19 protein-coding genes are annotated in these 18,175 nt (G+C 70.8%); 6 read left to right on the forward strand and 13 right to left on the reverse strand.

All coding sequences use genetic code 11. The features are described 5' to 3' along the window. Positions 1-684 precede the first annotated feature (684 nt). Complete coding sequence (locus tag ABZZ79_RS36745) at positions 685-849, forward strand: hypothetical protein (protein ID WP_319657333.1); 165 nt, start codon at positions 685-687, stop codon at positions 847-849. Positions 850-964: 115 nt separating this feature from the next. Here the strand turns inward: ABZZ79_RS36745 and ABZZ79_RS36750 are convergent, their stop codons facing one another. From ABZZ79_RS36750 to ABZZ79_RS36805, 12 genes are all read right to left on the reverse strand, one after another. Beyond that, on the reverse strand, positions 965-1,513 hold the full coding sequence (locus ABZZ79_RS36750; protein WP_356696525.1) for a hypothetical protein: 549 nt from the start codon (positions 1,511-1,513) through the stop codon (positions 965-967). 351 nt (positions 1,514-1,864) lie between these two features. Beyond that, positions 1,865-2,854: a hypothetical protein gene (locus ABZZ79_RS36755; protein ID WP_356696527.1), complete on the reverse strand. Its 990-nt coding sequence runs from the start codon at positions 2,852-2,854 to the stop codon at positions 1,865-1,867. Positions 2,855-3,685: 831 nt separating this feature from the next. After that, entirely contained in the window at positions 3,686-4,210 is a 525-nt protein-coding gene (locus tag ABZZ79_RS36760) for a hypothetical protein (protein ID WP_356696529.1), read from the reverse strand. A 40-nt stretch (positions 4,211-4,250) separates the two neighbouring features. Continuing rightward, positions 4,251-4,829, reverse strand: a complete 579-nt coding sequence (locus ABZZ79_RS36765; RefSeq protein ID WP_356696531.1) for a hypothetical protein — start codon at positions 4,827-4,829, stop codon at positions 4,251-4,253. 220 nt (positions 4,830-5,049) lie between these two features. Further along, on the reverse strand, positions 5,050-5,286 hold the full coding sequence (locus ABZZ79_RS36770; protein ID WP_319657258.1) for a hypothetical protein: 237 nt from the start codon (positions 5,284-5,286) through the stop codon (positions 5,050-5,052). A gap of 278 nt (positions 5,287-5,564) precedes the next feature. Further along, positions 5,565-6,392 carry a hypothetical protein gene (locus tag ABZZ79_RS36775; protein WP_356696533.1) on the reverse strand — a complete coding sequence of 276 codons (828 nt, stop codon included), beginning with the start codon at positions 6,390-6,392 and terminating at the stop codon, positions 5,565-5,567. After that, positions 6,389-6,829: a hypothetical protein gene (locus ABZZ79_RS36780; RefSeq protein WP_030841872.1), complete on the reverse strand. Its 441-nt coding sequence runs from the start codon at positions 6,827-6,829 to the stop codon at positions 6,389-6,391. The genes ABZZ79_RS36775 and ABZZ79_RS36780 overlap by 4 nt, the downstream gene beginning before the upstream one ends. An 8-nt stretch (positions 6,830-6,837) precedes the next feature. Next, positions 6,838-7,848 carry a hypothetical protein gene (locus ABZZ79_RS36785; protein WP_356696536.1) on the reverse strand — a complete coding sequence of 337 codons (1,011 nt, stop codon included), beginning with the start codon at positions 7,846-7,848 and terminating at the stop codon, positions 6,838-6,840. Continuing rightward, positions 7,845-8,015 carry a hypothetical protein gene (locus tag ABZZ79_RS36790; protein WP_356696537.1) on the reverse strand — a complete coding sequence of 57 codons (171 nt, stop codon included), beginning with the start codon at positions 8,013-8,015 and terminating at the stop codon, positions 7,845-7,847. Before ABZZ79_RS36790 ends, ABZZ79_RS36785 begins: the two co-directional genes overlap by 4 nt. A 61-nt stretch (positions 8,016-8,076) precedes the next feature. Next, positions 8,077-9,618: a DUF2637 domain-containing protein gene (locus ABZZ79_RS36795; protein WP_356696539.1), complete on the reverse strand. Its 1,542-nt coding sequence runs from the start codon at positions 9,616-9,618 to the stop codon at positions 8,077-8,079. Beyond that, positions 9,615-9,899: a hypothetical protein gene (locus ABZZ79_RS36800; protein WP_356696541.1), complete on the reverse strand. Its 285-nt coding sequence runs from the start codon at positions 9,897-9,899 to the stop codon at positions 9,615-9,617. Before ABZZ79_RS36800 ends, ABZZ79_RS36795 begins: the two co-directional genes overlap by 4 nt. Further along, positions 9,896-10,534, reverse strand: coding sequence for a WhiB family transcriptional regulator (locus tag ABZZ79_RS36805; protein ID WP_356696579.1), 639 nt, complete (start codon positions 10,532-10,534; stop codon positions 9,896-9,898). Before ABZZ79_RS36805 ends, ABZZ79_RS36800 begins: the two co-directional genes overlap by 4 nt. 146 nt (positions 10,535-10,680) lie before the next feature. On the opposite strand from ABZZ79_RS36805, the gene ABZZ79_RS36810 reads away from it, so the two are divergent. Both ABZZ79_RS36810 and ABZZ79_RS36815 read left to right on the forward strand, forming a co-directional pair. Further along, the gene (locus ABZZ79_RS36810) at positions 10,681-11,457 is read left to right on the forward strand and encodes a GntR family transcriptional regulator (RefSeq protein WP_030841859.1); all 777 of its coding nucleotides are present in this window, start codon (positions 10,681-10,683) and stop codon (positions 11,455-11,457) included. Between the two features lie 1,027 nt (positions 11,458-12,484). After that, on the forward strand, positions 12,485-14,137 hold the full coding sequence (locus ABZZ79_RS36815) for a hypothetical protein (RefSeq protein ID WP_356696543.1): 1,653 nt from the start codon (positions 12,485-12,487) through the stop codon (positions 14,135-14,137). Positions 14,138-15,212: 1,075 nt separating this feature from the next. On the opposite strand, the gene ABZZ79_RS36820 is transcribed toward ABZZ79_RS36815, so the two are convergent. Further along, the gene (locus ABZZ79_RS36820; RefSeq protein ID WP_356696545.1) at positions 15,213-15,344 is read right to left on the reverse strand and encodes a hypothetical protein; all 132 of its coding nucleotides are present in this window, start codon (positions 15,342-15,344) and stop codon (positions 15,213-15,215) included. 302 nt (positions 15,345-15,646) lie between these two features. Here ABZZ79_RS36820 and ABZZ79_RS36825 point away from each other — a divergent pair, with 302 nt between their 5' ends. The 3 genes from ABZZ79_RS36825 (at position 15,647) to ABZZ79_RS36835 (ending at position 18,171) form a co-directional block, all read left to right on the forward strand. Beyond that, complete coding sequence (locus ABZZ79_RS36825) at positions 15,647-16,600, forward strand: hypothetical protein (protein WP_356696547.1); 954 nt, start codon at positions 15,647-15,649, stop codon at positions 16,598-16,600. Between the two features lie 183 nt (positions 16,601-16,783). After that, entirely contained in the window at positions 16,784-17,050 is a 267-nt protein-coding gene (locus ABZZ79_RS36830) for a hypothetical protein (protein WP_031062204.1), read from the forward strand. Further along, positions 17,047-18,171, forward strand: coding sequence for a conjugal transfer protein (locus ABZZ79_RS36835; RefSeq protein ID WP_356696549.1), 1,125 nt, complete (start codon positions 17,047-17,049; stop codon positions 18,169-18,171). Before ABZZ79_RS36830 ends, ABZZ79_RS36835 begins: the two co-directional genes overlap by 4 nt. Positions 18,172-18,175 lie beyond the last annotated feature (4 nt).

The raw sequence follows: 18,175 nt of genomic DNA on the forward strand, positions 1-18,175 counted from the left end.
TACAAGACCGCGTAACCCCCAGAACCGGGCCCGGCGGCCCCCCAACCCCCCACAAGGGGCCGCCGGACCCCCACACCCCACACCAACACCCCCAGGCGCCCCGCACGCCCGGGGGCCCGGACCACCCACACCAGTAGAGATGAGCCGAGGATGACGCAGCGCAACAGCCAGCCTGAGATACCCACCACCTGCCCCGGATGGGGCGAGGAGTGCGGCAACGAGACGGAGAGGGGAGCCGACCTCTGCCCTGACTGCCTCATGGCACGGCTGGACGCGCAATCCCCCCGGCTCCCCCTGTAGCCCTCGCCGAAACGGCAGTAAGCCTCAGACCAGGGCCGGGCGGCCCCGCCCTCCAAGGGCAGCCCGCGCCCGCCACAGGCCCGGCCCCGGCCCCCTCACCCCCCGGGGCCGGGCCGCCCCGGGGGGCGGCATCCATCCGACCGCACATCTCCGCGCCACACTCACAAGCTAGGAAAGTGGGAGCAATGATGAACCACAGGACCGGCCGCCGGACTGGAATCTTCCTGGGTGTCCTGCTGGGTGTCTCCGCGATCGTCCTTACCGTGTTCAGCTTCAAGATCTCCATGGATGCTTCGCACGCGCTCTCGAACCCCGCCGCCGAAGCTCAGACCGTGTCCCAGTGCCGGTAACGGCTCACGCTGTTGCGCCCCGAAAGGACCCTTGATGACCGACAGCAAGATCACGGAGTTGCTTGCCCGCGCAGCGAGTGGCGACCCTGAGGCCGCCGCCGCGTTCGTGCGAGCGCGGGCACTGCGACTCCACGCGGCGGAACGCGTCAGCGCCAGCGGCCGGGCGGCCGCACGGCGGATGCTCCGGACCGCCTCCTAATCTCGCGCGCCGCGCCCCCCTTCCGGCGCCCCCTCCCCCGCCTCCCTTGTTCGCGCCCCGCTCAGCGTTCGCTGGGCGGGGCCGCTTGCGTTCCGCAGCCCTCGTCGCGACCTGCTCAACTTCCCGCCCCTCTCGATCCTGTCTCGGCTCTGCCTCGTGCTGACGGTGCGCCTGGTTTTCCCGCTTCCGTTCTCCCTGTCTGGATCTGTGCTTCGTGGTCTGTCTGTGTCTCGTCTTCGTTGTGTGCTTCGGCTGCTCCTCTGTCTCTTCGGCTCTTGTGCTCTTCGGCCTCTTCGTATTGCTCGCCGTTGTCGGTCCGCCTGTTCTCTCTGTTCGCTGCTCCTCTCTCCCTCGCTCCTCCCGTCCTGCTGCTCTCCCCTTCCGTCTCCTTTCCTCCTCGCTCCCCGCCGGCTTCCTCGTTCCTGTCGTTCGCCTGTGGCTCTTCGCTGATGTCCTCAGTGCCCTTGGGGGTCTCGTAGAGAAGTAGTCGGCGCACTCCCACCCCCTTGACCGTCGCCCTGAAGTGCAGGTTTCCATGTCGAGGGCGCAGCCTGGGGGCAAGCTGTAGGGCAAGTTGAAAGGCAAGCTGTAGAGCAAGTTGTAGGGCATGTTGTGGGGCAAGTTGTAGGGCAAGCTGGCTTCTGGCGGTGGTCTGCGTGGCCAAGTCCCGTCTTTCGCGGGGGGTGATTTCTCTCCCCTCCGGCAATCACGGAGGGGAGAGAAATCACCCCCTCCGCGCGAAAGACGGGATCTCTGGGGAGGGGAGGAGAAATCTCCCTCCTTCCAGGTCAGGGGGGAGATCTCTCAGTTGCCGCACTGGGGGGGAGACTTCTCTCCCCCTCGGGTCAGGGGGGAGATTTCTCAGTTGCTGCACTGGGGGGGGAGACTTCTCTCCCCCTCGGGTCGGGGGAGAGAAATCACAGTCCAACGGGGCGGCCCTGGGACGGCCGGCGCTTGCGCAGGTGGGGCGTGCCGCTCGGCGCCGGCTGTTCTGGCTGCCTGGGACGCGGCGGGGTCATGATCCCTGCGACGCCACGGTGGCCGTGCTGGGTTCGCCGTCGGAGATGCGCCCGTCGAGGCAGAGTTCGCGGTAGCCGGGCGTGTAGGTGAAGCCGTGTCCGCCGCAGGTGGCGCAGCCCGGGGCGTGGGCGGTGGGGGCGCCGAAGCAGAGAATCGGCTCCTGGTGGACGGCGGTGTAGGTGTCGTCGCCGTGGTGCTCCCAGGTGAGCACGGTGAGGACTTCGCCTGTGCCGTCGCAGCGCCCTGCGCAGTCGTGGGGGTGCGGGTCCTCGTCTTCGTTCTGGTCGTCGAAGTCGCGGAAGGCGTCCAGGAGGTAGGCGCGGGCGCGCAGATCGTTCAAGGCTGGCCGGCGGTCGAAGGCCCGCAGGGCGTGGCCGGCGGTGGCCGCGGCCACCGCTGCGGCGCTGTCGGCCGGTGCCGCGGTGGCGGCCCAGTCGAGTAGGAGTCCGCGGGTCATGAGGTGTCGCCGTTGTTCGCTGGCCACGTCGACGGCGGGGAAGCGGGAAGCGAGGCCGAGGTTGGACCAGGCGTAGGTGTCGAGCATTTGGCGAACCAGACGGGGGGCGGGTCGGAGGAAGGGGCGCTTGGGTGGCAGAGAGTCGTCAGTGGCCTGGGGGGCTCGGCATGCGTCGCCGTGGGTGTGCTGGTGGAGTCGGGCGTACTGGGCTCGCAGGTGGTCGAGACCGTTGCGGGGGTGGTCGTCGAGGGCCAGGCCGTCGACCTCGCGGAGGAGGGCGCCGTGGTCGCGGGCGGCTTCGTAGAGGTCGGGGTCTCGCGTGCGCAGGGCGAGGATGTCGACGAGTGCGCCGGCGTGCAGGAGGTTGAAGCGGCGCAGGGCGGGGACGGCGTCGCTGTCGGGGTCGTATTCCAGAGCGTCGGTGAGGCGATAGTGGGCCCAACGCGCTTCGAGGATGAGCCGGGTGATGGACGGGCGTTCGTCCCGGTACGCCTTTACGGTGTGTTCGGGGTGCTGGCCGTCGGGCACGAGGGTTCCCTTCAGGTGACTGGTGGCGGGTTAGCGGGGCCTGGTCGGCCCGGGCTTCATCGGGTCGTTGCAGGCGAGGTGACGATTGCGTCGGCTAGGCGGTGAAGGCTGACGCCCTGCGGAGCCGCAGCCTTGAAGACGCGGTGCGCCGCTCCGGCGGGGGCGTGGGGCAGTGCAAAGACGCGGCCGCGGTCGAGGACGGCGAGGAGGCGTGCGGCGTGAAGTTCGCATCCATCGGCGCCAGCGTTGTCCGCGTCGAGCACGGTCACGGCGACGGGGCCGGCGCAGGTGGTGTGATCCGTCGGGAGTGTGGCGGGGCAGCGGGCCATCGGTCCTCATCTGGTGGGCTGGGTGAAGTGGCTGTAGGGGGCTCCGGGCTGGTGGGGCGGAGCCTGGGCTGCGGCTAGCACCGTTCTTCGTCGAGGAGGTGTGCGTGGCCCCAGGGGTTCGGTTCCGGGATCGGGCGTCGTGTCAATGTCGCGGAGGCGCTCGCGGCAGCGTTCTTGTGCGTAGCCGCGGCGGTGCAGGGGGTTTGGGCCAGGTCGAGGCTGTGGCGCACCGGGGGCAGTGCGGTTTCCGGGTCAGGCGCCGGCTGAGGGCGAGCGTGAGCAGGGTGCCGGCGGCTCCGAGGATGGTTCCGAGAACGAAGGGGTGCGTCTGGTGTCTCCTACTGGATGATGCGGGGCCACCGGGTGGTGGCCCCGCATCGGCGGTCGTCGGGGGGCGGGGGTGCTGGGGTGGGTAACTGGTCGCGTGGCAACGGATCGCCAGGGAAGAGGGACAGGTGTGCCTCGCTGGGGCTTTGTGGCGTCGGTTTTCGTGCCGTTTCGATCACCACCAGTGCCGGAACAGGTAGTCACCGCGCGGGAGTTCGCCGCGTCGGATGAGGTCGGCGAGGATCAGGTTCAGCGACGGGGAGAAGGCGCGATCGGCGAAGAATCGGCTCTCGAACACGGCGTTCTCAAGGTCTTGCGTTTCGGGCGGGTTCGCCTCGACGGTGGCTGGTGTGTTCTCGTCGGCGACGCGGATGCTCAGCCAGTAGTCCAGCTCGGTCATGCCGGTCTTGTAAACGACCTCACCGATACTGGAGTCCCAGCCCAAGTACACCCTCGCGTCATCGAGCTGTTCGAGTGCCTCCTCGTAGTCCCCGTCGGAGGTGAGTTCGTACAGCTTCACGCTGTCATTGGGGATGTGTTCGTCGTCCCGCTGGCAGCCGCGCAGCGAGTTGTACGGCTTGCCGTAGACGCGCTCGGCGATGGCTTCGATCGAGATGTGGCCGTTCTCGGCTGTCGCATGATCAGCGTGTGGCTCCAGCATGTAGATGCTGAAGGGCGTGTACTCGGGTGCACCGGGCATGACGGATCCTCCTGATAGGGGTCGAGGTCTCCGGGGTCGGTCAGATGTGGTCGTGGAGATCGGTGTCGTTGTAGGTGGTCTCGGAGACCGTGATCCAGCCGGTTCGGTCGCCGTCGCGGAGCTGGAGCTCCCACTTGCCCGGTTGCCAGTGCTGGCCGGTCTGCTTCCGGCCGACGTGGTGGCGCTGGCACTGCTTGGTGGGCTGGCTGCTGCCGTCTGTGGTCGAGCCGGAGGAGCCGGGCTGGGTGGTGCCGGAGGTGCCTCCGTTCGTGAGCGACTTGCCGGGCGGGGTGCCGCCGGACGAACCGCCGGAGCCGTCGGGGGTGGTGTCGTTCTTCTTGCCGGTGCTGCCCGACGAGCTCGTCTTGCCGCCGCTGGACTTGCTGCCGCTGGAGCCGCCGCTGCGGCCCGCGAAGGCAGTGGTGGTGAACGAGCTGGTGCGGATGGTCGAGCAGTCCTGGCGGTACACGTCCTCGTAGTCGGGGATCCAGCGACCGGCGTAGCCGCGCTTGTCGATGACTTCGCCGTGCTCAACGGGCTTGTTGGCGCAGCCGGTGAGGGCGAGGAGCGCGGCGGCCGTTACGGCGGTGCCGAGCGTCATGGTGCGGGACGTGGTCACGGTGGACTCCAGGAAGGGTGTGTGGGTGCGCTCGTCTGTTACAGGTGTTGTGCGCGAGCGGCGTGTGACACAGAGGCGGAACTTTCTCCGCGAAGATCACAGTACACATTGAATTCTCAATACGCAACACGCAGTTGAGGTGTCGATCCGTCTCATCGTCGTGAGGCGTTGGGCAGCCCCGGCGTTGGGCGCGTCAGAGCGCTGAGTGAGCGCTTGCGCGTCAGCTAAAGGACTGGATGATCCAGGCGAGCAGGCAGACGACGGCGATGACCGCCCACATGCGCAGGGCGGCCGGATCCTTAGCGATCGGCTTGGCGTTGGACTCGAACACCTCGGCCGTCGGCATCATGCCGGGGTGGACGGTGTCCCGGTGCTCATCCCGCTTGGCGGCGGCCTGCCCCTTCGGCAGCCACTCGGTCGTGATCCCGCACGGGCCGCACTCGTACCGCCATGCCACTGCGGGCTCCTCTTCCGCCGGTCCTGTCGGATGTGGTTCGACGGTACCGGGGTGCCGCGCACTACGGGATGGGAACAAGCCGGTAGGGAACGGTAGATGGGGGCGGTAGATGCTTCTAGCGTTGGGATAGATGCGCAGGTCAGACGGTCGTAGATGTCACCGATAGATGGCTGGTGGCGCCTCCGTGGGGGAGGGGAGTGATGGCCGGCAGAGAGAGGTTTCGGGCGCCCGGGAGCTCCCTCTGGCCGGCGGCCGGAGGGAGCTCCCGGGCGGATGGTTCAGGCGCTGTCCGCAGGGGCCTCGAGGAAGGCGACTTCGGGGGGTGGAGCGGGGGGCTCGGCAGGGGGTGCGGCGGGGGCGTTCGGGGTGAGGTCGGGGACCAGCTGGGCTGGGATCCGTAGGGCCCGGCCGAGGGCCTGCTCGAGGTCGGCGATGTGCACCCCGAAGTAGTTCCTCCCCTGGATGCCCATCTGGGTTCGGAAGGGGATGTCGAGGGCTCTGCACTTCTGTCTGATCATGGGTTCCGTCCAGTCGGCCAGCATCCTCTCCCGGTGGATCCGTTCGAGGAGGGTGTCGGTGTGGACGCCCTTGCGGCCCTGGCGGACGGCGAAGGCGACGCTGTGCTCGACGAACTCTGCGAAGGCGGCGTCGGCTTCGGCCGATGTGGCTTGGGCCTGCGTCGTTTCGGGGTCCCACTCCCCCGCCTTTTCATGATCGTTTAGGGTGTCGGTCCCCTGAGGCGCTTCCTCCTCGGCAGTGGTGTGCGCGTCTTCCAGGTCCTTCACCGTGCGGCCGGCCGACAGTCCGGTACGGACGGCCACGGTCGTGACGACGACGAGTCCGGCGGCGCCGTAGACGTACAAGAGCCCTGGGTGCTTCTCCGCGAAGTAGAGGGCGATGTAGCCGGCGAGACCGAGTGCACTGAGTCGGACGAGGAAGCCCCCGCTCTCCTGGTCGCCGTCGCGCAGCCAGGCTCCCACGTAGCGCAGGGCGACCATGGTGGCGCTGACTACGACGGGCACCTCGCGCACGAACGGGATGTGCTCCAGCCTGATCTTCCGCCGTCCCTGCTTGGCGGGGTTCGTCTTGTCCGGCTTCCCGGTCATGCGCCCACCAGCGACAGCCCGGCGGTGGCGACGGCGATGACCGCCCGCCAGATGGAGCCTTGTGCTGCGGACATGGCGGCCGCGGTGAGCATCCCCCACAAGGCGCCGGTGAACGGCACGATGGGGGCGAAGGCGGACAGCACGAGCAGGATGATCACGACCGCAGTCATGCCGATGGATCCGAGGTCGGGGTTCGCAGCAATCTGGCGCGGGATGTCCTGGACGGCGGTGCCGAGGTCGTGAGGCCAGGAGCCGGCGCGCAGGAAGGCGAGCTCGGCGAAGAAGCCGATGGCCTGGGCCGGTCCTCGGGCCAGCTTCTTCTTTCCCTTGCCCCAGATCCCGTAGATGAGCGTGACGATCAGGATGACGCTGACGGCGGTGGCGGACATTGGGCCGAGGGCGCTAGTTCCGGCCCCGGCGGCGAGCAGGGTGGTCACGGGTGTCCTTAGAAGGTGGGGGCGGAGAACAGCAGGACGGCGATGCCGGCGGAGGCGACCGGAATGTGGGTGAGGAAGCGGACCGCGGCGCAGAACGAGGGCAGCCGGTACAGCCACTTCTCCACGAAGGCGGAGATGCCGCCGCCGACGACCGCGGCGATGAGGATCACGCCGCCGCCGACGATGAAAGGGGTGGAGGGCTCATTGCTGCTGGCCGCAGCGTCGTGCATGACGGCGAGCGTCCACTGGGGCAGGCCGGTGTTCCACTGGGCCGTGAACACGCCCCAGCTCCAGGCGCCGGCGGTTGCGGCGGCTCCGTTGTGGAGGATGAACCGCTGCAGCGGTGTGAGCGATGCCCACCAGGCGGTGAGGGAGCTGCGGTTGCGGCCCCGGCCTGCCGGTACCGACGGCTCCTGGCCGGTGCCGTAGTAGTGGTTGTGCACCTCGTAGGGGTCCGGATCCGGTGCCTGCGGATCGGCGGTCTTCTGTACGCGGAACCAGTCGGGCCCCTCGCCTTCCGAACCCGGGAGGTCTTCGTCCGTGTCCGCGGCCGCCGGGCCCCCGGCCTCCTCGGCCTGGTCGTCGTCCTTGCGCCGGCGCCAGGGGACACGAGGCGGCCCCGTGCTGTGCGCCGGCTCCCCTGCGGGCTCCGATTCGGCCGTGGCGTCCTGGTCTTCGGCGGGCATCGGCTCGTCGGCTGGGGTCTGCTGCTCGTCCGTGAGGTCGATGGTCTGACCGGGGACGGGCAGCCGTCCGCCGGGCGACATCGAGATCCGACGGGTGGAACCGGCGGGCTGCAGGTCCTGGTCGGGGCGGGCCGCGGCTGGCTCGGACTCGTCCTCGAAGGGCTGCTCGGCGTGGCCGAGTGGTCGGACACCGATGCGGGACAGGAGGCGGCGCAGCCGCGTCTCGTCGTCCGGCATGCCGTCGCCCGTCTCCGGGGTCTGGGGCGGTTCGTTCTCGGGGGTGTCGGTGTTTGCCTGGTTGGTCCGGCCGCGGGTGGAGGGCGTCGTGCTCACTGCTCGCTCCCCTCGTGGGAGGCGGGGCGCCGCACGAGGGCGAGGCTGGGCCGGCCGTGCTGTGGGACGCCGGCGGATCGGGCCGGCCGGGTGGAGGTCACCGGGCGGCGGGCCGGGGCGATGAGGGCGAGGGCCTCGGTGACGTGCTGGTCGAAGGTGGTGGACATGCGTGGTCCTCACGGTCGTGCTCGGGGGCAGCCCTGCGGGGGCGCCCTGCCGAGCGGGGCGTCAGGGTCGGCTGCCGGCGGCGGGGACGAGGAGGCCGCTGTCGTGCTTCTCGAAGTGGTCACCTGCGGTCGGGTCGAGGCGGAGGAGCTCTTCGAGCTGCTGGCCGGCCGGCGCCGGAGCGGGCTGGGGGTCTTGGGGGTGGGCGGCCGGCTGCGGCGACTCGTTGGCGAGGGCGAGGGCCTGGTCGAAGTGGTCGGGCTCTTCGCCGTCGGCGCCGTGCGCGACGGGATGGGCGGCCAGCGCCTTGGGCAGCCATTCGGCCTGGGTGTCCAGGAACTTCTTGGCCCGGCCGTTCCCGATGCCGAGGGCGGCAGAGATCTTGTTGATGCCCCAGGCGAACGTGCCGTCGTCCTTGCGTGGGACGGTCTCGACGAAGGCGGCCATGACTTCCTCGTCGGTCTTCGGCCCGGCAGCCGCGTCATCATCCTGCCCGCCGTCGACGTTCGGGTCCGGCGAGGCGGTGTCCTCGTCGCCGGTGTCCTCCCCTGGCTCGTCTCCCTCGCCCATCCCGGCCTTGACCTGCTGGTCTTCCTCATCGCCGGAGTGGGATGACGAGGCGGCATGGGGCTCGGCCGTCTGGGATGGGATGGTCGGGATGGTGCCGATCAGGGTGTTGAGGATGCCCTCGAACGCGACGGGATTACGCAGGTTCATCCCGGCGATGTCGGACTGGCGTACGCGCAGCTGCAGCCGGGCGACGACGCGCTTCAGGATGGCGGGGTCGGAGCATCCCGCTCGTTCGCTGGCATCCTGGGCACGGCCGTCGGCATGCATCTCGGCGAGGCGGTATGCCCAGCGGGTCATCCCGCCGGCCCGCTTGACGGCGTCCTGGGCCCGGCGCAGCCGGTACCAGCGGTAGGCAGCTCGGGAGATGCGGACCTCGGCGGTGGCCTCCTCCTGGGCCAGGTCCTGGCGGGCGGCGAGCAGCAGTGCGACGCGGAAGGCCTCGACGGGGTGGAGCAGGCGCACCAGCGCGATGCGGCGGTCGGGGCGTCCCCCCTTGGTGCGGGCGGCGCGGCGCTCTTCGAGCGAGCCGATCTCCCAGAGCACGGCCGCCAGGACCGGCCACACCGCGCGGACGGCGCCGCCGAGGAGGGAGTCGGCTTCGGACGCGGAGAAGACCGAGCTGATGCCGGCGAGGATCCAGAAGAGAGCGCCGGACAGACCCGATCCGTCGCCGTCGCGGGCACGGCGGCGGGCTCGGCGGCCGCAGACCATCGCCGCGACGTCGAGTGCGACGAAGGGCAGGAGGTCGAACGGGGCGTCCAGGCCCATCTGGTGGTGGCCGACCCGGCGCAGACCGGTGGCCGACAGGGCGGCCGCGGCTGCGGCGATGACGACGGTGAGGAGATCCTCGACCCGGCGCCCGCGCCGGTCGGCTGCCGCGGCGCGCTCGACGTCGGTGAGCGCGGCCATGGCCATGCGGCGTCGGCGCAGGGCGATCGCCGGGCCGAGGGTGAGGACGAGCGCCCCGAGGACGAACTGCCAGCTGCCGAGCAGTTCGGCGAGAGCCGCGCCGTGGGGGGCGAGGTCGGGTGTCACGGGGAGTCCCTCCGGGCGAGGTTGCTGGCCGCTTCGGCGGCCCGGGCGCGCAGCGGGTCGTCGCTGGGCGGGATGGGGTCCTGGGTGATCCAGTCCCTGTAGGCGTCGCGCTCGGCGGTGGCCTGGCGGAGCAGGACCAGGAGCAGCGCGGTGAGCGGGTTGACGGGCGGTACGTCGGCGCCGACCGGGACGAGGACGGGGAGTAAGAGGACGTCGTCGCGGCGGGCGAGCGCGCTGACCAGGGCGCGGTTTAGGGCGTGCGGGTCGCCGGCGGGGTTCATGCGGCCGCCGTCCAGCCCGCGGAGCGGCGGTGGGCGGCGACGAGCTCGTCGCGGTGACGTGCGGCCTTGCGGACGTTCTCGATGTTCTCCAGGCGCTTCTCGGGCTTCCCAGAAGTGCCGAGGTACTGGCCGGCGAGCCGCTGCACCTCGCGCGCCGCGGCGATGCGGGCCTGCTGCCTCTGGGCGGCACGCTGGTCCTCGGCAAGGGCCTGGTCGAGCCGGTCGCGCTCCATGACGAGCCGGCGCTTGAGCTTCTCGGGGGTCAGCCCGCCGCGGATGCCGACGGTGTCGCCCTCGCGGAGGGCGAGTTCGGCGCACGCGGCGCGCACCGGGCATACAGAGCAGTGGTCGCGTACGGTCTGGGCGCGGCGCCGGCGCCAGTCGGTGTCCGGCTCTCCGTCCTCCTGGTAGAAGTGGCCGATGTCCGGGTCGGCGGTGAGGCAGACCGAGTACTTCATCGACTGGCGCAGCTGCGGGGTGCGCAGCTCCTGCGCGACGTAGTGGCCGTCCTGCCGGTCGAGGAAGCCGCTGGCGACGAGGCTGTCGAGCGGATCGGTCGCGGCGACGAACTGGGCGATGCTGGCCTCGGCCGTCTCCGGGATGGGGCGGGAGGCCAGCGGGCAGGCTGCCATCATGGTGTTCACGCGTTCTCATCTCCTGTGACGCTCTGGTGGGTGGTGAGGCGCGTTCGCGGCCTCCGGGGGGACCAGCCCCGGGGGTCGCTTGCTTTTCCACGCGCCATCTGCCTTAACTGCCTTAATGCAGATGCGTCAGATGATGCATGCTGTTGGCGATCACGTCAAGGAAGAAGGTCCAGCGGATGAGCCGTGCGCTCTGGCGGGTGCGGCAAGATGTGCCCATGCCCATGACGTCCCATCACCCGCACGAGCAGGTCGCGGCCGCACTGCGCGCCGACATCCTGAGCGGCAAGCTGGCCCCGGGCGAGCAGCTCCCCGGTCAGCGCGAGTTGGGTGAGAAGCTCGGCGTCGCACCGAACACCGTGGCCCAGGCCCTACGACTCCTCGAGAAGGAGGGCCTGGTCGAGACGGCGCCGCGCCGCCGCAGTCGGGTACTGCAGCCGGCCTCCGCCATGCAGGTCCGACTGCACGAGGACGGGCTGCTCCGACCGACGGATCCCGGCGACAGCGGCCACGACGACATCAGGCGCGGGGATCCCGGCACTGATGCCGCAGCGGTCGAGGCTCTGGCCGTCGCGCCGGACGCCGCCCTGTCCGTCCGGCAGGCGGTACTGCTGCAGGCCGGCACTCCATGGGCACTGCAGACCCTCTTCACCCCGGCCGCGCTCACGGTGACCGCGGCCGAAGCCGCCACCGTCGCGCCGTTCACGGTTGGCCCGCTGCGGCGCGAGGACAGCCACGCCAGCAACTGGGACGCGAGGCCGGCCACCACCGAGGAGTGCTCGCTCCTCAAGTCCAAGGTCGGCACCACAGTGTTCGAAATTCGAAGAGCCGGTTTTACGGATGAGCGCCCAACTTCATACCTTTTGACGGTAGTACGGGCGGATCGCGTGACCATCCGTACAGGAAGCGCCAGTTAGAACACCTCCGAGTCAACTGCCCCTTTTGGCCGCACTTTTCGACGTCGAGTGGACAACCCGCCGAGTGCGTGTGCACGACGGGCGTCAGGGGATAGGGTGACTTCCGCTTGATCCAATACGCCTCACCTCGGGCCCCCGGCACACAGCGCCGAGCCCGGCGAACCGAGAAGGCGGTTCTCCCATGACCAGCACCGCACAGGCCCCGAGCGGATCCACCGCGGCGGGCGCGGAGCTGCCGTGGGCGCTGCCCGGCGCGTCCGGGCCCAGAAACGCGAAAGCCCCCTGGAAGGGGGAGTTGAGGATGTCGTAGGTCTTCCGGGCGGGCGCCTCTAGCAAAGGCTGCTCCTCGCCCCTCTCCGCCGGCTTCGGAGTTAGCAGCTCCTCTGCCGGCCGTCACCGCTCAGTCCTGGGTTAGCGGCCCAGCTTGAGCGAGGGCCAGACCGAATGGTCCGGCAATCACTGCCCTCCAGCAGCAATCCCCCCGAGGGGGTTTGTCGTTTCCCGGGGCGACCCGGGAGAACGGGGTCCATCTTGCAGTACACCCATGGCCTTTGTCAGCTCGGACGCCACCTAAGCACGCCGATCGCGGCTGTTTTTCGCCCGTCCGTGACTTCAGCGCCACGCTGCGTACCCGCTCTCGCGGTCGGCGCTCCGGCCGGGACCGGCCGCGCCGCAGCGCGGTCCGGTGGCCGGCCCTTGACCAGGTGCAGCCGGCACCCCTTGACCACCTCGCATCCGACTCATGCCGGACGGGACTTCGCGGCCCCGTCCGGGGGTCTGGTCAAGGGGGTCTGCCGCCGCCCCGGTCACCCCCTTGACCCGCAGGTCACAGGCTCGCCAGGGATTTTCTCGGCCGGACTGTCACACCGTCGGCTTTTTCGACACCCGTAGCAGCTGAAGGACCCGTTCCTTCAGCTTCCGCCCGAGTGCCCCTGGCCAGACCCCAGACCGCGCGTCCTTGCCGGACGCCGTCGAGACCCAGCGCACCCGAGTCGCCGCCCTGCGGCACCGGTGCGCCAGGAGAAGCGTGCCCCGCACAGCAGCAGTTCCCAGCAGCCCGCCGCCGGCGGGCGATCAGGCGCGCCCGCAGCGCCGCCAGCGGGTGAAGGTGCCCCTGCGCCTCGTCGCCAACCCGCACTACGCCGACGTCGCGGTGACCGTCTACGTGAAGGTCACCGCGTTGGCGTCGCGTCCGGAGGGATGCACGGCGGCGACCGTGACCATCGCGGAGTACGTCGGCCTGTCGAAGTCCTCCGTCGAGCGCGGGATGACGCAGCTGATGCGCCCCGGGCCCGACGGCGTCGTCGAGCTGTCCTCGACCCGGCGTTCCCTGCCCGGCGGGAACGGCACCTCGGCGGTGCGCCGTACCCGGCCGCTGTCCGCGACGGAGCGGTTCGTGTGGATCCCGGTGGCCGCGTCCGAGGACCTCACCCCGCGCCAGCTGCGCGCGTACGCACTCATCGCCTACGCCCAAGCCCAGAAGATCCCCCTCACCGAGTCGGAGATCGCAGGGGCGCTGCACCACCACAGCGGCCGACGGGCCGGCCAACCGCTCACCACCGCGGCCGCCGGCGAGATCGTCGACGAGCTGGAGGCGACGCGGTGGATCACCGTGGAGCGGCGGGCGGGCGTGCGCGGCCGCCACCACTTCGTCGCTCACGACATCCCGGCCGCCGCCCAGGACGCGGCCTGTGGACAACCGTCCTCCGCGGGCGTCGCGCCCTCCTCCACCTCTGGTCCTGGTGAGGGATCGGGTCCGTCGGCTGATGCGGGATCACTCGCGACTATGGAAGAACCTAGGACTGACCGACCTGATGACGAGCGCGCCCTCTTCTCACCCGCCGTAGGCGAGGTACAGGTAGGTGAAGCTGTGGAAAACCGCGGTGCGCAACCTCCGCACAGCGACGGCGAAGGCGGGCTCGCGCTGCGCGCGGATGACCACCAGACCCCCTTGACCAACCCCTTGACCAAGCCCTCGGGCACCCCCTTGACCAACCCCACCGGCGCCTACGGCGGGCCCGGGCTGACCATCAGCGCCCGCGTGCACTCCGTCCTCGAGCCGGTCCACCGGCTCTACCGGCAGACCAGCGTCTACATGCAGCGGCGCATCGCCCGGGAAGTCGGCCACCAGCTGCGCTCCGGCATCGATGACGCCCGGCTTCGGCAGCGCCTTCAGACGCGGCTCTGCCGCACCTTCATTGACGAGATCCGCGACCCCGGCCGGTGGATCCTCGGCGTCGGCCTGCCCCACTGGGGCTGCGGCATCTTCGACTGCGAGGCCGGCGTCCTGTGGAGCAGCGGCCGCCAGTGCTCAGTGTGCGAGGAGATCGTCCGTGACCGTCGCCAGGCCACCGCGCAGCCCGACGCCCCCACTCTCGCCATCGTCCACCCCACCCCCGTTCGCGTTCCCGTCCCGCGGTCCACTCCCGCAGCTCCCCGCGGCCGGTGCCCGGAGTGCGGCTGCACCGTCCTGGTGCTGAACCCCGCCGACTCGGCCGCCCCCCGATGCAAGCCGTGCCGAGAGGAACACGAGGGTGGACGTGCCAGCGGTCCATCCCCGTCGGCACACCCCGAGGTGTGCGCGGGGTGGGACGGCAGTGGATGCACCCGTCCGGCGCTCGGCTCCACCGGCCTCTGTGTCCGGTGCCGGACCCGCCGGATGGAGTGGGCCGCATCGTGAGCCGCCCACTCCACCCCATCGAGGCTCGCCACTGCCGGGTGGGGCCGGGTCCCATCCACCGGAGCGCGTTCCTCTCCGCGGGCACCCATGGGGCAGAGATCGGCCACCAACTGCACCGCTGCTTCAGCGGCCGTCCCGGACAACGGGGCGCATTCGTGGTCGACGCCCATGAACCGGACCCAGGTCCGAGGCCCCCTTGACCGGCCTCCCCGGCAGCCGGGTTCCTCCTTGACACGCAGTCCAGGTCAAGGGGAAACCTCAATGGCCATCGCCCGGCGCTGGGCATCGGCAACGCCGACGCGGACTGGGGCCGGGGGTGGAGTCCACCCGAGGAGTGGGCGTCTGCCGGGGTCAGTGCGACGGCCTCCTCCACCCCGGCCCACTCGCGGAGCCCACCATCCATCGCTGGCGCCGCGCACTGAGTGGGCTCCATCCCGGGTCCACCGCGTACACGGTGGAGCCCACTCAGTGGAGTGGAGCCTGGCCTCTGTCACCGAGTGGTGCCCATCGGTCCACTCCACTCGATGGGCAACACCCGATGGATCGGCCATGGTCCATCCACGCGGTGGACTCCGCTCGATGCTCCGATGCCACTCCACTACACCAGTGGCACCCACTCTCAGCCCGCCGATGAGGAGTGGACCGATGGGCGGGAAGAGACCGTCAGCCCGGAGCACGGACCGGTCGTGGGGAGCGGAGCGCGCCACCCACCCCGGGGTGTCCGCCGGCGGACACCTGCGGGCGATGCCCCCCCTTTCTCTCCGCGCCATCCCCTTGACCAGGTTCACCGCACAAGCAGCGCCCCCCTTGACCGGCCGCGCCTCCACCCCTTGACCAGGGGCCGGGGCACCTGCTGTTTCCCCTTGACCTCGGCCCGGGTCAAGGGGAATCCCGGCGGCCGCTCACCCTGCATCACCCGGTGAGGCCGAGGCGCCGCACCGATGCCAGCGGCAGCCGACCCGAGAGGCGCTGTCCGGTCGGCGGATGGACGGCGCGGCCGGAGAGGACTTCCTCCCGAGCGCGCGCCGGAGTCATACAGGAGACCCCGTGCGGAGGCGATGGCAGCCCGCGGGCATCAGGCCGAGTACGCGGTGGCGTCCAACGCGATGGACGGATGGGTGGGGGCGGTGGCCCACCGGGTGGCCAGATTGCGGGTGGACAGGAGCGCCCCGCGGCAGGGCATGTCCATCCACTCGGTGTGCTCCATCCAATCCAGTGGATGGAGCCGGGCCGGCGCGCCGCAGTCCATCCACTGCCAGTGGCCTCCACTCCCGCGCTCGGTGGAAGTGGGGCGCACCCATCCACCCCACTGGTTGCACACCCATCCCCCTTGACCACTCCACCCACCCCTTGACCACGGCCCCCTTGCCCAGCTGGGCCACCAGGTGGGCAAGGCCGGTTTCCCCTTGACCTCGTCAGGCCCCGACCCGCGGTCAGACCGCGGTCAAGGGGGCCGTCGGGAGTGTGAGCGCCATCGAGACCAGATGGCGCGAAAGGACGGACACGGACGTGGCCACCACCCAGCACACCCCGGCACTCGACTCCTCCGAGTCCACGCCCCGCTACGACACGCTCACCGTGATGAACCGCGACTGGGCCGCGCTCTGCCGCGACCTCCGGGCGGCGGACCGCGTCGCCGCATGGGCCGGGGAACACCCAGACCTCGCCGGAGCGGCCGGTCCCCAGGACGTGATCGACAAGATCTCCGCGTTCCACCGCCGCGGTGACATGGACAGCCACGACCGCGTGATGCACCTGCTGGTCGAGCGGGCCGGCGGGACCGGCTTCGACGCCCACCTCGCGTGGCGGGTGGCCGTGCGGGTTCTGCTGCCCAAGGCGGTCTTGATGGCGAAGACGCAGCGGAGGTCCTACGGCCTTCCGTGGGACGACGTCTGCGCGACGGTGCTCGGCGCCGCCTTCGAGGTCGTCCGCACCTACCCGCTCGACCGGCGGCCGCGGCGGATCTTCAACAACCTCGCGCTCGACACCCTGCAGCTGACCCGCCGCACCCTGGCCGCCTGCCTCGACGACGTGGAAGACGTCCAGGAGTTCGCCGCCGGCGTCGCGCCCCTGGCCGAAGCCGAGTCCCACACCCGATACGCGCACGTCGTCGCCAGCGAGGACCCCGACACCCCGCACCACACAGTCGAGCTCGCCGACCTGCTGGTGCGGGCCGCCCAGATGGAGCTCGTCGACGTCGACGAGCCGGCCCTGTCGCGTCACGAGACGCGGACGGAGGTCCTCGACCTGCTGCTGTGGGCGGTGGAGGTTGGAGCGCTGAAGGAGCTCGAAGCCCAGCGCATCGCCCGGTACTACCTGTCCACCTCGCAGCGCCCCGACCAGCGCCACATGACCACCCGGTCCATGGGCCACGAGGGAGATCTGCTGCGGCAGCACGCCAGCCGTGCCGTGCGCACGCTGCGCGCGAAGTCGGACCTCGCGCAGTACCGCGCGGCCGCCTGAAAGCGCCGGCGCCCCTCGGATCGGGCGCCGCAGAAGTCGCTTGAAAAAACCTCGGCCCGACTGTCACACCGCGCGCTTTCTCGACACCTGTAGCAGGCGAGAGGGCCGCCAGATCGGTCCCGCCCCACCTGAACACCCCCGTCCCCGCCCCTTCTCGACTCCGGGAGAACCGACGTGACCAGGATGTCCCCGGCCGGCACCGGCCGACAGCTGCTCGACGCCGACGAGGCCCGTGTGGCCCGTGCTTCGCGCGAGCTGACCAAGATCGCCGCCGCGCTGGTGAGCCGGCCGATGGACCGCGAGCTGCACGAGCAGATGCGCGCCTTCCTCGACAAGGAGTCGGAGGCCTCTCTGGCGTCGTGGGACGTGCTGCTGCAGCGCACCCCGGACCAGCTCAAGGAGCGCATCTCAACGGTCTTGACCGTCCAGGCCCTGCGGACGGCGTCGTGAAGCGGCAGCGCCGGCCGCGCACGGCGGCCAAGAAGCAGCTCGTCGAGGCGGAGGCCTGGGACGAGGAGGTCGACGAGCCCCAGGAGACGCCGGCGGACGAGCCGGATGAGACCGGGTGGACGACGAGCACGGCCCAGATGGCCGGCCTCTCCCGGCTGGTCCGTGCCGGTGTCTGGGCGCTCGTGGTCTCCGGCCCGGTCCTCGGCGCGCTCGCGTTCCTCTCCTCGTCCGCTCCCGCCCAGGGCGCGGCCAAACCGGCCGCCGCGGCGACGCCGGCGTCGCCCGTCGGACCGGCCGGCTTCGCCGAACTGTTCGTCTCCGCCTATCTGCAGGCCGGCCAGGGCACCGAGCGGGACCTGGCGCCGTACTACTCCGGCTCCGTCGCGCTCGCGGTCAAGCCCGGGACCCGCACGGCCACGCAGTCCACCGTGGTCGCCTCCCGCGAGGTCCAACCCGGCTACTGGTCCGTCACCGTCGCCGCCGACGTCACCGCCCACGACGACAAGGGCAAGTCCACGCGGCTGGGCGTCCAGTACTTCCGCGTCGGCATCCAGGCCACCGGCCCGGCAGGCGCCGGCGGCACCGAGCAGGGCGCCACCGCCGGCTACGCGGCGACGTCGCTGCCGGCGCAGGTGGCCGCACCCGCCGCGCTCAAGCCGGGCGGCCTGGCGTACGAGACCGACCGCGGGTCGAGCAGCGCGGACCCGTCGGTCGAGACCGCCCGCGGGTTCCTGGCCGCCTACCTGACCGGTACGACCGAGCTCGACCGCTACACCTCGCCTGGCACGCGGCTCCAGCCGATCAGCCCTGCGCCGTACGCCGCGGTGAAGGTGACCGGTGTCCAGGACGACTCGTCCGGCTCGGGTCAGCAGAAGGTGCCGGCCGACGGCACGGTGCTGCACCAGCTGGTCCAGGTCGATGCCACGGACCAGGCCGGCAGCCCGGTCTCGCTGAGCTACGCGCTCACCCTCAAGTCCCGCGCCGGCCGCTGGGAGGTCGCGTCCGTCGACGACGCCCCGGCCATCCGCGCGAGCAGCGCGCCTTCCGCGGCGCCGCACACCACCACCCCGAGCCCCGACGTAGCCACGGCATCTGACTCGCCGTCGCCGTCGAACTCCTGAGAAA

Origin of the sequence: Streptomyces sp. NPDC006458 (assembly GCF_040612135.1) — a bacterium.
In the GTDB taxonomy this organism is placed as follows: domain Bacteria; phylum Actinomycetota; class Actinomycetes; order Streptomycetales; family Streptomycetaceae; genus Streptomyces.